This window comes from Sorangium sp. So ce375 (genome assembly GCF_051473855.1).
Lineage (GTDB): Bacteria > Myxococcota_A > Polyangia > Polyangiales > Polyangiaceae > Sorangium.
The window spans coordinates 1,766,651-1,780,771 of sequence record NZ_CP150335.1 but is presented as its reverse complement, the minus strand read 5'-3'; the positions used below and the strand labels follow the sequence as shown (position 1 = coordinate 1,780,771).

Sequence of the window (14,121 nt, the reverse complement as noted above, 5' to 3'; positions counted from 1 at the left end):
GTGTCTCGCGACGCGGGGACACGACGGAGGGGTGCGTGAGCTGAGCAGGAGGGATTCTTATGTGCCAGAAGCTCTGTGGAAATGACTCGAAACACGAGCGAGAGCCGGGCGAGGCGGGCTCTTCTCGTCGCCAGTTTCTCGCGGTGGGAGCTTCAGCCCTCGGCGCAGCAGCGGCCTTCACGGCCCCCGCGGCGGCGATGGGAAAGGCGGAGCACGATGACGAGCTGCCGCACGGGACCGGCGCCCCGCACCGGCGTTACATCCTGAGAGGCGGCGCCGTGCTCAGCATGGATCCGAACGTGGGGGACTTCGCCCAGGGCGACGTGCTCGTCCAGGGCAAGAAGATCATCGCGGTCGGGGCGCACCTGCACGCCCCAGGCGCGGAGATCATCGACGCGACGGGCACGATCGTGATGCCGGGGTTCGTCGACACCCATCACCACCAGTACCAGACGGCGCTGCGGAGCTACCTGTCCGACGGCCTGTTGGCCAACGACGGATTACCACACGGCGAGAAGAACTACCTCGACTACATCCACTTCACCATCACGCCGGTCTTCAGACCACGGGATGCCTTCCTCGCCATACTCGCCTCCTCGCTCAGCCAGCTGGACGCCGGCGTGACCACGGTCGTCGACACATCGCAGGTGGGTCATACGCCGGAGCACACCGATGCGGTCATCCAGGGATTACAGGAATCAGGCCGTCGCGCGCTCTTCGTGTACTCGCCGGGCGCGGGCCCCGGCAACATCTTCCCGAATGACCTCGATCGGATACAGAGCCGGTACTTCTCCTCGACCGACCAGCTCCTGACCCTGGCCATGGGTGGGGAGGTGTTCGACCCCGCGTGGCGCGATTACTGGGCGATCGGGCGCCAGCACGGCCTGCCCATCGTGACGCACCTCGTCGGCAGCATCGGCCAGGGCACGCTGATCGAGCAGATCGAGAGCGAGGGCCTGATGGGGCCAGATCTCGAGTTCATCCACGCCAGCGCCATCTCGGAAGCGTCGTGGCAGGCGATCGCCGATGCGGGCGCGAGCGTCTCGATCGCGGCCCCGATCGAGATGACCATGCGGCACGGCACGCCCCCGATCCAGGCCGCGATCGATCACGGCGTCCAGCCCGCGCTCAGCACCGACGTCGAGTGCACGATGACCGCGGACTTCTTCACCCAGATGCGGACCGTCTTCACGCTCCAGCGGGCGCTCATCAACGAGCGCGCGCTGTCCGGAGAGACGGATCTGCCCGAGCTCCTCACGTGCCGCGATGTCATCCGCCTGGCCACGGTCGAGGGGGCCCGGGTGGCCGGTCTCTCCCAGAAGATCGGCACGCTGACGCCGGGCAAGGAGGCAGACATCATCCTGCTGCGGGCGGACGCCATCAATGTGGCGCCGCTCAACAATGTGCCGGGGGCCGTGGTGACGTTGATGGACCGCAGCAACGTGGACACGGTCATCGTCGCGGGGAGCATCCGCAAATGGCGAGGGAAGCTCGTCGGCGTGAACTTTGGCCGGCTCCGCGCGGGCCTCGAGGCGTCCAGGGACTACCTCCTCGACGCGGCCGGCGTCGAACGCGTGCTCTTCTGAGGCGAGAGCGCCGCGCCCCGCGTCAGCCGCGGGCCTTCTCACGAACGGCGATCTGCCGAATCGCTTCCTCGATCGCCCCCGCGACGCCTCGAATCCGCGGGACGCGCCGCAGATCGCGGTGGACCACGAGGTACACGCTCACGGTCGGGAGCGGCGTTGGGCAGGCGAGCCGTCGCAGCCCGGGCACGTCACGGGCGAGCGCGTCCGCGAAGATGCAGATGCCCTGGGACTCGCTCGCGGCCGTGAGGATCGCGTCGTCCGAGCTCGAACGGAACGGGAACCGACGCGCGCCGCGGGCGACGAGCCACTTTTCCTGCTCGGAGTCCCGTCCCGGCCCGTCGTAGCCGACGAAGTCGTGCCGCGGGAAGTCCGCCTCGCGGAGGTGGCCGTCGCGCAGGTGGCGCTCGACATACTCGTTCGAGGCCCAGAGTCCGTACGAGAACGTGCCGAGGCGCTTCTCGACGAGCGCCTTCGACGACGAGCGCGCCGTCCGGACGCCGAGGTCGGCCTCACGCTTCGCGACGTCCGCGAGGCGCGCCTCCGAGGCGAGCTCGATCTGCGTCTCGGGGTGGAGGCGCCGCCACGCGGAGAGTACCTTCGCCGTCGGACGCGCGAAGCTCTCCTTGATCGAGACGCGCACCACCCCCTCGAGCGACTCGGCGCCGCGCGCGTCCCTCCCTTCGACGCGGAGCTCCCTCTCCATGCCCTCGGCGAGCGCGACGAGGGCGCGCGCCGTCGCATCGATCGACGTGCCGGCGGTCGTCCGGTGCACGAGCTTCCGGCCGAGCGCCAGCTCGAGCGCGTCGATGCGCCGCCCGACCGTCGAGGTGGAGAGCCCGAGCGCCTTGCCCGCGCCGAGGAAGCTGCGACGTCGGTCGACCTCGAGCAGCACGCGCAGGTCGTCCCAGGAGAAGGCGTCGTTTTTCATCCGTGGAACTCCGATGCCCGAAGATGTCCGTTCTCGCGAACCAACCCGGAGCTTACAACTGGAGGCATGACGCGACACCCCTTCGAGAACCGGAACGCCCTCATCACTGCCGCCTCCACGGGCATCGGCGCCGAGTTCGCCCGCCAGCTCGCCGCGCAGCGGTGCGACCTGATCCTCGTCGCCCGCTCGCGCGACAAGCTCGAGGCGCTCGCCGCCGCGCTGCGCGCCGCGCACGGCGTCCGGGTGGAGGTGATCGCCGAAGACCTCACGAGCGAGGGGGCGATCGGGCGCGTGCAGGCGGAGGTCGCGCGGCGCGGCGTGACCGTCGATCTCCTCATCAACAACGCCGGATTCGCGACCCACGGCCGGTTCGAGGAGACGCCGATCGCGCGGCAGCTCGAGGAGATCGCGCTCAACGTGAGCGCGCTCGTCGCGATGACCCACGCGTTCCTGCCCGACCTCGTGAGGGCGCGCGGCGCGGTCCTCAACGTCGCGTCGACGGCGGCGTTCTACCCGATCGCCTCGATGGCCGTGTACGGCGCGACAAAGGCCTTCGTGCTCTCGTTCAGCGAGGCGCTCTGGGCCGAGCTCGGCGAGCGGGGCGTGAAGGTGGTCGCGCTCTGCCCCGGCGCGACCGAGACGCCGTTCTTCGAGATCGCCGGGGAAGCCGCGGCCGTGGGCGCGAAGGCGAAGGCGAGCGACGTCGTGCGGCTCGGCTTGCGCGCCGTCTCGACGGGGCGCACGTATGCCATCCACGGCCTCGGCAACTACCTCCTCGCGAACCTCGCGCGCTTCGTGCCGCGCTCCGTGGCGGCGCGCCTGACGGCGGACGTCATGCGGAAGAACCAGGCGCGAGCCTTGCCCGCCAGGGCGGCGGGCGCACATCGCTGATCGGCGCTCGGCCGGGCGCCGCGCCGCCCCGCGGGCCCGTCACGTCGGCAAGCGCGTCACGTCGGCAAGCGCGTCACGTCGGCAAGCGCGTCACGTCGGCAAAGGAGCCCTGAGGGCGAGCTCGCGTCGCAGCAGGATCTGCTGGAGCCCGAGCTGGCCGAGCGTGGTGCCGAGCGAGACGAGCCAGATGGTGTGCATGCGAAAGCCGGGGCGAGCGCTCAGGGCGAGGACGGGGAGGATGAACGCGAACGCGCGCGCCCCCGAGGCGACGAGCGAAGGCCAGGTGTTGCCGAGGCCTTGAAAGACGCCTGCGCAGACGAACACGATGCCGCTCGCGAAGTACCCCCAGGAGATCACCTGGAGGTAGTCGACGCCGGCCGCGATGACGTCCGGGGCCGGCGAGAAGAGCGCGACCATCTGCGCGGGGAAGACCTGGCAGACAAGCGTGAAGAAGAGCATGAACCCGAGCACGAGCTTCACGCTCTCGAGCGCGGTCTCGCGGACGCGAGCGTACGCGCGAGAGCCGTAGTTCTGGCCGACGACCGCCGCGGCGGAGAAGCTGATCGCCACGGCGGGCATGAAGCCGGCCTGCATCAGCCGCAGCCCGATGCCGAACCCGGCCTGCGCCTCCGAGCCGAAGGGGCGCGTGACCACATAGATCACGCCCATCGTGACGCCGAGCAGCAAGAACTCCGCGCCCGAGGGCAAGCCGATGGCGAGCAGCTTGCGCCACGTGGAGAGGTCTGGCCGCCAGTCGGCGAGGCGGAGGCGAAGGAAGGTCTTGCCGCGCAGGAGATAGACGGCTAGCCCGGCGACGGCGGCCGCCGTCGCGATGAGCGTGGCGAGGGCCGCGCCGAGGACGCCGAGCGGGCGCCCCGAGATCCAGCCGAAGACGAGGAAGGGCGCGAGGACCATGTTGAGCAGCACGCTCGCGGTCTGGGCCACGAGGCCCGGCTTCATGTCTCCGATGCCGCGCAGGGCCGAGCCGAGCCCCACCATCGTGAACTGGAGCGCGAGCGCCGGGATGAAGGCGCTCAGAAAGGTGCTCGCCAGCTCGGCGGTCATGGCGTCTCCCGAGAGCCGCTCGGCGTACGTGCGCTGAAGCGCGAGGCCGACGACGAGAAAGAGAGCGCCCGCCCACATGGCGAGGCTCTGCACCTGGTTGAACAGGCGCTGCACCTCCCCGTGCTCCTTCCTTCCGGCCGCCTGCGAGACGAGGGCCACGCAGCCGACCGAGAGCATCTGCGTCGCGGCCAGGGAGATGAACATCAGGTTGCTGGAGATCGCCACGGCGGCGACGGCTTCCTTCCCGAGGCGACCGACCCAGTAGATGTCGACAAGGCCATACAGGGTCTGGATCACCATGCCGGCCAGGATGAAGAGCATGACGCGCACGACGTGCGCGCGGGGCTTGCCCTGCGTCATGTCGTGCACGCCGCGCGGCGCGGACGGCGCTTCGGTCTCGATTTTCGTGTCCATATATTTTACGGGGTAATATTTGATCGTCTCGGAGGTGGCGGCTCGACGGCTACCTCGTTCGCCGCGGTTTGCCCTCGCGCTCGGCGGGGAAGGCCCCGCCTTCGCGCAAGAGCTCGCTCAGGTGCTCTCGCACGTCCGCGGGCCACGAGCGCGTGAGCTCCGTGAAGCGCCGCTTGTCCGAGGCGAAGAGCGCGCGCGACGCCTCCTCGAACAGGGGCAGGTCGCCGGCCATGACCCACATGAAGCGGCTGGCCGCGGCGCGGGCCTCCCGGGCGCGGTCCTCGTCCGGGGCGCGCTTGCTGGCCTCCTCCACCAGCCTGCGGAGCGCTGCCGAGATCCCCTGCGGCTGGCGCTCGAGCCACTCCCAGTGCCTGGGCAGGAGCGACACCTCGCGCGACACGACGCCGAGCTTCGGGCGACCGGGGCCCGCCTTGGCCGGGCGCTCCGGCATGGCGCGCGAGAGGACCTGATCGAGGGTGCCCCGGAAGTCGAAGTCGACCTGTTTCCCCGAGGCGTCCTCGAAGATCAGGAGACGGAGCTCCGGATCCGCGTCGAGCCGCTTCTTGGCCTCGCGCAGCATCTCTTCCAGCGTGCCGCGGACGATGCGCTCGGCGCCGGCGAAGGCGGTGAACGTCGGCAACGTCGGCGGGTCGCTCATGGTGGCGACAATATTACCCGGGTATATTCTCCTGGCAAGGGCCGGGCGAGGCGGCGACTTCGTCCGGTGCGACAAGGGTCGTTCGCCGACAGCGTGGGCAATTGTCCCACGCAGCGCTGCCGGCTCCGCTACGCTATGACTGCGAGATGTTCGGTCCAGGGCAGCCTCCGTACCCTCCGCAGCGACCACCTCACTATCCTCCGCAGCCGCCGCCTCAGTACCCGCCGCAGCCGCCGCCTTACTACCCTCCACCGCCGCCGCAGCGTCCGAAGCCGGGCCTTTCGCCAGTCGCGATCGTGCTCATCGTCCTCGGCGGGCTGTTCGCGTTCGGCATGGGCGCCCTGGTCGTGCTGGGCGGCGTGGCGTACCTCGTGGCGAGCGCGTCGCCGGAGGATGCCGTCGTCGAGTCCGAGCCTTCGGCCGTGCCGACCGTCGGCGGCGCCTCGCCGGTGCGTCCCAAGTCGACGAGCACCCCGCTCCGCCCCGACAAGGAGGCCGACGAGGCGACGGGCGAAGACCCGTCCACCGGCGATCACGTCGCGGGTGATGCCCCGTCGCCTGCTGCCGACGACGAGGCGGGTGAGGCGCCGACGCCTCTGTCGACGGCGGCGCAGACGCCCACCTCCCCGAGCGAGGGCTCCTCGAAGGGAGGCCCGAGCAACGGAAGCGCGACGGGCGGGACGTCGTGGTGGTGTACGGCGAGCGCGTCCGTGCGCGTCTGCGGCTTCGCGGGTGCGTGCAACTATCAGATGGTGTTCGGCAACGGCTCGGCGAAGGATCGCTTCCTGGCGTCGCAGCAAGCGAAGCACGCGTGCGAGGCGAGCGCGCGCGCCAGGGGCGCCACGGCCATCTGCATCGTGCAGTGCAGCCCTCGCTGACGAGCGACGAGGCGCTCGCTCCGCCGAGCTAAAAGCACCTGACAAAAGAAAATCGCACGACGGCTCCTCGCCCACCGGCCGTCATTCCGGGCGCCACCGTCACCCCGCCGCACGCCTGCCCGCGGCCTGCCTGTTGCTCCCAGGGGAACGTGCGCTTGCCGGACGGAAGAACCAAGCTCGTTCGATGATCCCGCTTTTCTGGAGGGGCGGGTCGCCGAGGCTCAGCGCGCGGGGCTCCGCGGTGTGACCGCACGGCCAGCACGGACCCCTGCGGGGCGCGGGGGACCACCCCTCTTCGAGATCATCCGGGCGCATTTCTCGAATCGCTGAGGAGAGCGGAAGGGCAGGAGTCTCATGGCTATCGACGCGTATACCTCGCGTAAGTCGGTCGTGCAGGGAGAGGCGCTCGGGTTTCGCGTCAGCAACACCGCGGCGGACCCCACGGTGCAGATGGCCATCGAGCGGATCGGAGGGCGCGCGTCGCTCGGCATCTCTGTCGTGTTTTCGGCCGGCGCCCATGCGACGCCCCCGGACGCCTACGCGGTGGGCTGCGGCTGGCCCAGCGCCCATGAATGGTCCGTCCCTCCCGATTGGCCGAGCGGCGTCTATCTGGCCACCCTGAAGAACACGGACGGCGAGGAGACGTCGCTGCGCTTCGTCGTGAGATCCCGCGTCCCCGGCGCGAGCATCCTCGTCTGTATGCCGTTCTTCACGGACGAGGCCTACAATGGCTGGGGGGGCAATCGCCTCTATCCATGGGCCTCGCCGGATCGCTCCAGGAGGGTGTCCTTCGAGCGCCCCGGCGGCACGGGCGCGACGAGCGCGATGCCGCTCGTGCGCTGGCTGGAGAGGGAGCAGATCGCGGTAGATTATTGCACCAGCATGGACCTGCACGCGGAGCCCGACCTCCTGCGAGGGTATCAGCTCCTCGTCAGCACGGGCCACGACGAATACTGGTCCAAGGAGATGCGCGACGGGGTAGAGGCGTTCGTGCGCGCAGGCGGCAACGTGGCGTTCCTGAGCGGCAATACGTGCTACTGGCAGGTCCGCGTCGAGGATCAAGGCCGCACGATGGTCTGCTACCGCGACGCGGTCGAGGATCCGCTGGCGGGCGTCGACAACGAGCGAGTGACCGTGCAGTGGGCCAACGCCCCCGTGAATCGCCCGGAGAATCGGTTGACAGGCGTAGGCTACCGGTACGGCGCCGGCAGCTGGCTCGACACGGAGGAGTGGAAGGAAGCGGTCTACCGGGTCAATTTTCCCGAGCACTGGATCTTCGATGGAACGGGGCTCGCGCTCGGAGATGCCTTCGGGAGAGGCTCGGTCGGCTACGAGACCGACGCGGCCGATATCGTCGACGTCGACGGGATCGCGCGCGCGACCGGGCTCGGCGACACGCCCTCGACGTTCGTGGTGCTCGCCGTCGCCGACCTGCGGCACTGGCGCGCCCAAGGGCAAGGCGGGCTCTCGACAATGGGCATCTACCGCCGCGGAGGCACGGTGTTCACCGCGGCGAGCGTCGACTGGGCGGCCCCGTTCGACAGGGGGACCGCCCCGGAGATCGAGCGCATCACGCGCAATGTGCTGGAGAAGCTCTCGCGTCGAGACCCCGAGCACGGCTGGCAGCGGGCGGGCAGCGCGCCGCGCATCGTGGCGATGACGGGCGCCGAGGGGACCCTCTTCGCGGCCACCGAGGACGGCGCGCTGCTGTGGCGGGAGCCATCGGGCCAGAACCTCCCCTGGAGGTCCGCGGGTGTGGCCCGCTCCGTCATCGCCATGGCGAGCTCGGTCGAGGCAGAGGCGGACCAGCCGCTCGGGATCTTCCTTCTGACGGCCGATGGTCGCCTCTTCTTCCGAGAGCCGTTGCGCGAGGAGGTCCTCTGGCGGCCGGCCGGCGCGGCGCCTGGCATCGTGGCCATGGCCACGGCCCGTTTCGATCTATTCGCCGCGACGCGCGATGGTCTCTTGCTCACGCGCCCCACGCGGGGCGGCGATGTTCCGTGGAAGCCCGTCGGGCGCGCGGAGGGCGTGGTCGCCATGGCGGCGATCAACGGAAAGGTCTATGCGGTCACGGGGGATGGGCGCCTCTCATGGCGCACGCCGGTGCGCCATGAGAGCCCATGGGTCTCCATCGGAGAGGCGAAGGACGTGCGAGCGCTCGCCGGCGCGCAGGGGAGGCTCTTCGGAGCGACGCGCACGGGCGCGCTGCTGGCAAGGGACGGCTTCTAGCGCGCCGACCGGTTTGAATGGCCGACCGCTCCACCCCACGCACGAGCTCCTCGTCGCACGTATGGCCGTTCACGTTCACGATCGACCGCTCGGCTCTTCACGGCAGCGCTGAACACCGCCGCTGCCGCCGCTCGATCGCTCGTATCAGGGCGAGCCGCCCCCGACCCCGGAGGCGCCGACCCCGGAGGAGCCGCTCCCGACCCCGGAGGAGCCGACCCCGACCCCGTAGTAGCCGCTGGTCACGCTCTCGACCGGGTCCCCGCCTCCACCACCGTAGTACTCGTCCGGAGTTTCGTAGACGTTGATGTTGACGTTCAGCTTGCCGTTGAGCCACACCTCCCGATCCCCGATACCGAACGCATACTCAGCCCAGCTCGTCGAGCGCGGCGAGACATAGACATAGACCGTCTGCTGCGACAGCAGCGTCGCCTCCACGTTCGGCTCCGTCACCGTGCCATTCTCGACCTTCTCGAAGTGCCAGCCCGGCAGGAGCCTGACGTTGTACGACCCCCGCTCCAGATCGACGAGGATGGAGCTCGCGTCCGGATCCTCGTCCTCGCTGCTGACCGTCACCAGAGATCCATAGCCATCACTTCCACCGACGCCGACAGCGACGGCTGAAGAATTCTCATTCCAGTAGTAATTGCTGCTCCAGATCTCGAACGTGGCATCGCGAAGTCGATATCGCGCTCCAGACGGCGCCTCGGCCGCGAGCGGCAAGCTGAGCGAGCCGACCCCTGCCTCGCGATCGCCTGCCTGCGAGCCGCAACCGCTGAGCAAGGCCGCGAACACCACGCCGGCCGCCGCCAGCGACCCAAACCCCTTGATCGTCTTGGTCATTCTATCCTCCAGCTAAGCTGCCGCTCTGGACCGATAGCGGCGTGTGCCGTTGCCTGCCACCGGTCCAGAGTGGGCCACCACAGCAAGAGCAACCCGCGTACCAAGCTGAATTCGGCGAGATTTCGGGCATTCTCGTCGCTGGCCATCGATGACACGACCCATTTGGCTCATGCCATATTGAGCCAAATGTGCCAAATGTGCCAGGATGAGCACGTCGAGCGCCGGGCGGCCGATCGCCGAGGACTGCGTCCCTCCGGGCCTCGTCGTCGATCAGCTGCCGGTTGGCAGCGACGAGCTACCCCTCGCCCGAGAGCACCGCGGCGATCGCAACGCGCTGCCCTCGCGGATTCCCCGCCGCGTCGGCGTGGGCCATGTCGAGCGCGGCCAGCACCGTCGACAGCGTCGTCTGGTCCAGGACCGACGACGCATCGACGGCGTGGAGATCCTCTCCCACGAAGTTCTTGGGGCAGGCGTCGATGACCGGCAGCGCGCGCTCGCTGGCCGGCGCGAACCGGATGGGCAGGCCGTGCGTGCGGCAGATGAGCGGCCGCGCCGCGTAGACGGCGCACCTCCCCTCGCCGTCGAGCGCTGGGCACACGCCCGGATCGCCCGCCCGCGCGCGCTCGGCGAGCGCCGCGCGGTCGGCCTCCGGAAGCGCCGCGAGCGCCTCGCGGATCGCGTCGGCCTCGAGCGACGTCACCGAGAACCGCCGCCGGCAGCAGTCGCTGCACCCCGTTCGGCAGGCCATCTTGTCGCCGTGGCGGGCGCTCGCCCTCGCGAAGAACGCGTCGACCTTGGCGAAGAGCTCGTGGAGGCGCTCGCGCGGCGTGCGGTGCATGGCGCCGGGTCCTATAGCGGGGCGCACCTCCGTGCGCCACGGGCTCATCCGCAGAGCGAAGCTCGCCGCGGCGCGCGCTCGTGCGCCTCGCTCGCCTGCCTTGAACGGCTGAGCCCTTATCCTACGAACCTGCTCCCCGTCATCGCGAGCGGGACGGCGCCCCTCTACCCAGCGGCCACGGCGGGGCCGTTGGCGTACTCCGGCGAGGGCGCGTGCCGGGCCACGAGCTGGGCGACCTCGCCGCGGCAGGAGCCGCACCCCGTGCCGGCCTTTGTCGCCGCGCACGCCGCCTCCAGGGAGCAGGCGCCGCCCTCGATGGCCCCCCGGAGGGTCGCCTCGCTGACCTTGTGACAGTTGCAGACGATGCGCTCGGCCTGCGCCGCCGGCCCCGCGCCGCCGCCGGCGCAGAGCACCTCCAGAGGATCGGCGGGCAGCGGATCGTTGCGATCGAAGAGCTGCACGAGCGTGGCCGCGGCCGCGGTGTTGCCGACGAACATGGCGCCAAGGAGCCTTCCATCCCGGATGATGAGCTTCCGGTACGTGCTCTTCCGCGTCTCCACGATCTGGAGCACTTCGTCGCTCTCCAGCTCCGGCTCGGTGCTGCCCATGGAGGTGACGTCGACGCCCGCCACCTTCAGGCGGGTATACAGCTTGGAGCCGCGGTAGCGCGCCTGCGGGTTCGCGCCCGTCAGGACGTCGGCGAGGACGGCGGCCTGCTCCCAGATGGGCGTCACGATGCCGTAGAGCTTGCCCCGGTGCTCCGCGCACTCGCCGATCGCATAGATGCCGGGCACCTGGGTGGCCATCGTGTCGTTGACGATGATCCCCTTGTTGATGGGCAGGCTCGAGGCGCGCGCGACGTCGATGCGAGGCCGGACGCCGCACGCGAGGACCACCATGTCGGCCGGCAGGACGCTGCCGTCGTCGAGGCGACACCCCTCGACCGACTCGTCCCCGCAGATGGCCTCGATCGTGCGCCCCGTGCGGACGAAGATCCCGCAGCGCTCGATGTGCTGCTCGAGCATGTCGCCGCCCATCTGATCGAGCTGCGCGTTCATGAGGCTCTTCGCGACGTGGATGACGGTCACGTGGAGCCCCATGTCGCTCAGCACCTTGGCCGCCTCCAGGCCGAGGAGCCCGCCGCCGACAACGACGGCGTTGTCTCCCGCCCGCGCGCAGCCGCGCATCCGGACACAATCGTCCATCGTCCGGTACACGAAGACGCCCGGGCGCAGATCGCCCTCCGCGGTCGTCATGCCCTCGAGCGGCGGGACGAGCGGCTGGCTGCCTGTCGCGAGCACGGCGACGTCATAACGATGGCGCGCGCCGTCGGCCGCGACGACCGCCCTCGACGAGGTGTCGATCCGCGCGACGGACGTCCCGCTGACGAGCCGCACCCCGTTCCGCTCGTACCAGGCGGGGGGCTTCGTGACGATGGAGTCGGGCGCCTCCCCTGCCAGCACCTTGCTGAGCAAGACACGGTTGTAGGCGCCGCCTCGCTCCTCGCCGAACACGGTGATGTCGTAGCGCTCCCTGGCGCCGCGCGACATCAGCTCATCCAGCAGGCGGCACGCGGCCATGCCGTTGCCAACGATGACAAGGTCCTTCCTTCGCATCAGTTCGACTCCGAGACCCGGCGCGCCCTGACGGCGCACACCTTGAACTCCGGCATCCGGCTGGTCGGGTCCAGCGCCGGCACGGTGAGCACGTTGGCGGCCTGCTTGCCGCCCCAGTGAAACGGAGCAAAGAGCGTGTCCGGCCGGATCGAAGGCACGACCGCGACGCGGAAGGTGACCGCGCCTCGCCGGCTCTCGACGAGCAGCCAGTCGCCGTCGACGACGCCGAGGCGCGCCGCGAGCCTGGGGTGGACCTCTACCTTCGGCGCGGGCTTGGCCTCTTCCAGCTTGGGGACGCGGCGCGTCTGGGCGCCGGAGTTGTAGTGTTCCTTGTAACGGCCCGTCGTGAAGTAGAGCGGATAGGCGTCGTCGGGGAGCTCGGCGGCGGGGCGGTGGTGGACCGCGTGGAACCGCGCCCGTCCGTTCGGGTGATGGAACCGCTCGGCGAAGAGGCGCGGAGTCCCCGGGTGCTCGACCGACGGGCACGGCCAGAAGACGCCTCGGTGCCGGCGGATCTTGTCGTAGGTGATGCCGCTGTAGTCCGCCCTGGCGCCCGCGGTCGCCCGGCGCAGCTCATCGAACACCTGCTCCGCGGAGGTGTACTGGAAATGCCTTCCCGCGCCGAGGCGGCGGGCGAGCTCGCAGAAGATCTCGATATCGGTCTTCACCTCGGGGGGCGCAGGGCGGACCTTCTGCCGCAGGATCACCCGCCCTTCGAGGTTCGTCATCGTCCCCTCCTCCTCGGCGAACTGGGCGACCGGCAAGAGGACGTGGGCGTCTCGGGCCGTCTCGTTGACGAAGGCATCACAGACCACGAGCAGATCGAGCGAGGCGAGCCGCCGCTCGACGTTGAGCGCGTTCGGCGACGCGACGACAACGTTGGAGCCGAACACGAGCAACGAGCGGATCCCCCCCTCGGGGCCGAGCGCGTCGAGCAGCTCGTAAGCGCTCTTTCCCTTTGTCGGCAGCTCGGCCGGGTCGATGCCCCAGACGCGGGCGATGGCCGCCCGGTGCTCCTCGTCCTCGATGTGCCGGTAGCCCGGGAGCTGATCCGCCTTCTGGCCGTGCTCGCGGCCTCCCTGGCCGTTGCCCTGTCCGGTGAGGCAGCCATAGCCGCTGTACGGCTTGCCGACCTTGCCGAGCGCGAGCATCAGGTTGATGAGGGAGAGCACGGTGTCCGACCCCTTCGACTGCTGCTCCGGCCCGCGGCCGGAGAGCAGCATGCTGCTCGGCGCCTCGGCGAGCAGCCGGACGGCCTTGAGCTGATCCTGCGTGGAGACCCCGGTCAGCCGCTCGACGTGCGCCGGGTGGTACGAGAGGACGACGCGCCGGAGCTCGTCGAACCCGTCGGTGCGCGCGGCGATGTACGCGGTGTCGACGAGCTTCTCCTCGAGGGCGAGGTAGAGAAGGCCGTTGGCGAGCGCCAGGTCGGACCCGGGCGTGGGCTGGAGGTGGAGCGCCGCAGCGCGCGCCGTGTCGGTGCGCCGCGGATCGACGACGATCAGCGCGCCGCCGTTGTCGCGCTGCGCGAAGATCCATTGCATGATGGGCGGCAAGGTCTCCGCGCAGTTCGCCCCCCAGAGGAGGAGCGCCTTTGTCTGGGCGATATCGGACACGGGGAACGGCAGGCCGCGGTCGACGCCGAACGCCTTGTTCTGCCCCGCGGCCGCCGAGGACATGCAATAGCGACCGTTGTAATCGACGTTCGGCGACTTGAGGGCGAGGCGGACGAATTTGCCGAGGAGGTAGGTCTTCTCGTTCGTCAGGGCGCCGCTGCCGAACGCGGCCAGCGCCGCGGGGCCGTGGAGGTCGCGCAGGCGAAGGAGCCGCTCGGCGACGAAATCGAGCGCGGTGTCCCAGCGCGCGGGCAGGAGGCGGCCGTTGCGCCCGCGGATCTTCGGCACCGTCAGCCGCTCGGGGTGATCGAGCAGCGCCGCGGAGGTGAACCCCTTGATGCACATCTGCCCGCGGTTGACGGGGAAATCGTCGTCCGGCCGGACGTCGATCGCCCCCGCGTGGTCCGCGCGATCCGTCACGACCAAGCCGCACTGGAAGGCGCAGTAAGGACAGTGGGTCTGCGTCGTCGTCTCGGAGGTGACGATCTTGAGCCGGAGGGAAGAGCGGGGTGCCATGGAGTCGCGTCGGCCACCCTCACCGAGCGCGTCGAGGAGGCTGGCT

Annotated in this window: 11 protein-coding genes; 4 read left to right on the top strand and 7 right to left on the bottom strand. The window is 70.0% G+C overall.

Annotated features, from left to right (window positions below; genetic code table 11):
• Positions 1-59: 59 nt before the first annotated feature.
• Positions 60-1,586: an amidohydrolase family protein gene (locus tag WME90_RS06840; RefSeq protein ID WP_437280263.1), complete on the top strand. Its 1,527-nt coding sequence runs from the start codon at positions 60-62 to the stop codon at positions 1,584-1,586.
• A gap of 22 nt (positions 1,587-1,608) precedes the next feature.
• On the opposite strand, the gene WME90_RS06835 is transcribed toward WME90_RS06840, so the two are convergent.
• A complete protein-coding gene (locus WME90_RS06835) occupies positions 1,609-2,514 on the bottom strand; it encodes a LysR family transcriptional regulator (RefSeq protein ID WP_437280262.1) in 906 nt (301 codons plus the stop codon).
• 66 nt (positions 2,515-2,580) lie between these two features.
• On the opposite strand from WME90_RS06835, the gene WME90_RS06830 reads away from it, so the two are divergent.
• Positions 2,581-3,405 (top strand): SDR family NAD(P)-dependent oxidoreductase, encoded by an 825-nt coding sequence (locus WME90_RS06830; RefSeq protein WP_437280261.1) that lies wholly within the window; start codon positions 2,581-2,583, stop codon positions 3,403-3,405.
• 90 nt (positions 3,406-3,495) lie between these two features.
• On the opposite strand, the gene WME90_RS06825 is transcribed toward WME90_RS06830, so the two are convergent.
• Positions 3,496-4,884 (bottom strand): MATE family efflux transporter, encoded by a 1,389-nt coding sequence (locus tag WME90_RS06825; protein WP_437280260.1) that lies wholly within the window; start codon positions 4,882-4,884, stop codon positions 3,496-3,498.
• A gap of 49 nt (positions 4,885-4,933) precedes the next feature.
• Positions 4,934-5,542, bottom strand: coding sequence for a DUF2239 family protein (locus WME90_RS06820; protein WP_437280259.1), 609 nt, complete (start codon positions 5,540-5,542; stop codon positions 4,934-4,936).
• A gap of 296 nt (positions 5,543-5,838) precedes the next feature.
• Here WME90_RS06820 and WME90_RS06815 point away from each other — a divergent pair, with 296 nt between their 5' ends.
• Together WME90_RS06815 and WME90_RS06810 are read left to right on the top strand one after the other, a co-directional pair.
• A complete protein-coding gene (locus tag WME90_RS06815; protein WP_437280258.1) occupies positions 5,839-6,420 on the top strand; it encodes a hypothetical protein in 582 nt (193 codons plus the stop codon).
• A 354-nt stretch (positions 6,421-6,774) separates the two neighbouring features.
• Positions 6,775-8,649, top strand: a complete 1,875-nt coding sequence (locus tag WME90_RS06810; protein WP_437280257.1) for a N,N-dimethylformamidase beta subunit family domain-containing protein — start codon at positions 6,775-6,777, stop codon at positions 8,647-8,649.
• A 144-nt stretch (positions 8,650-8,793) separates the two neighbouring features.
• Here WME90_RS06810 and WME90_RS06805 read toward each other — a convergent pair whose 3' ends face one another.
• From WME90_RS06805 to WME90_RS06790, 4 genes are all read right to left on the bottom strand, one after another.
• Positions 8,794-9,489 carry a hypothetical protein gene (locus tag WME90_RS06805; protein ID WP_437280256.1) on the bottom strand — a complete coding sequence of 232 codons (696 nt, stop codon included), beginning with the start codon at positions 9,487-9,489 and terminating at the stop codon, positions 8,794-8,796.
• 295 nt (positions 9,490-9,784) lie between these two features.
• On the bottom strand, positions 9,785-10,327 hold the full coding sequence (locus WME90_RS06800) for a YkgJ family cysteine cluster protein (RefSeq protein WP_437280255.1): 543 nt from the start codon (positions 10,325-10,327) through the stop codon (positions 9,785-9,787).
• A gap of 164 nt (positions 10,328-10,491) precedes the next feature.
• Positions 10,492-11,943, bottom strand: a complete 1,452-nt coding sequence (locus WME90_RS06795) for an FAD-dependent oxidoreductase (RefSeq protein ID WP_437280254.1) — start codon at positions 11,941-11,943, stop codon at positions 10,492-10,494.
• Positions 11,943-14,075 (bottom strand): molybdopterin oxidoreductase family protein, encoded by a 2,133-nt coding sequence (locus WME90_RS06790; RefSeq protein WP_437280253.1) that lies wholly within the window; start codon positions 14,073-14,075, stop codon positions 11,943-11,945. The genes WME90_RS06795 and WME90_RS06790 overlap by 1 nt, the downstream gene beginning before the upstream one ends.
• Between the last annotated feature and the right edge of the window lie 46 nt (positions 14,076-14,121).

Coding starts and splice junctions, on each gene's coding strand:
- WME90_RS06840 (WP_437280263.1), top strand. CDS start 60: ATGTGCCAGAAGCTCTGTGGAAATGACTCGAAACACGAGCGAGAGCCG.
- WME90_RS06835 (WP_437280262.1), bottom strand. CDS start 2,514: ATGAAAAACGACGCCTTCTCCTGGGACGACCTGCGCGTGCTGCTCGAG.
- WME90_RS06830 (WP_437280261.1), top strand. CDS start 2,581: ATGACGCGACACCCCTTCGAGAACCGGAACGCCCTCATCACTGCCGCC.
- WME90_RS06825 (WP_437280260.1), bottom strand. CDS start 4,884: ATGGACACGAAAATCGAGACCGAAGCGCCGTCCGCGCCGCGCGGCGTG.
- WME90_RS06820 (WP_437280259.1), bottom strand. CDS start 5,542: ATGAGCGACCCGCCGACGTTGCCGACGTTCACCGCCTTCGCCGGCGCC.
- WME90_RS06810 (WP_437280257.1), top strand. CDS start 6,775: ATGGCTATCGACGCGTATACCTCGCGTAAGTCGGTCGTGCAGGGAGAG.
- WME90_RS06805 (WP_437280256.1), bottom strand. CDS start 9,489: ATGACCAAGACGATCAAGGGGTTTGGGTCGCTGGCGGCGGCCGGCGTG.
- WME90_RS06800 (WP_437280255.1), bottom strand. CDS start 10,327: ATGCACCGCACGCCGCGCGAGCGCCTCCACGAGCTCTTCGCCAAGGTC.
- WME90_RS06795 (WP_437280254.1), bottom strand. CDS start 11,943: ATGCGAAGGAAGGACCTTGTCATCGTTGGCAACGGCATGGCCGCGTGC.
- WME90_RS06790 (WP_437280253.1), bottom strand. CDS start 14,075: ATGGCACCCCGCTCTTCCCTCCGGCTCAAGATCGTCACCTCCGAGACG.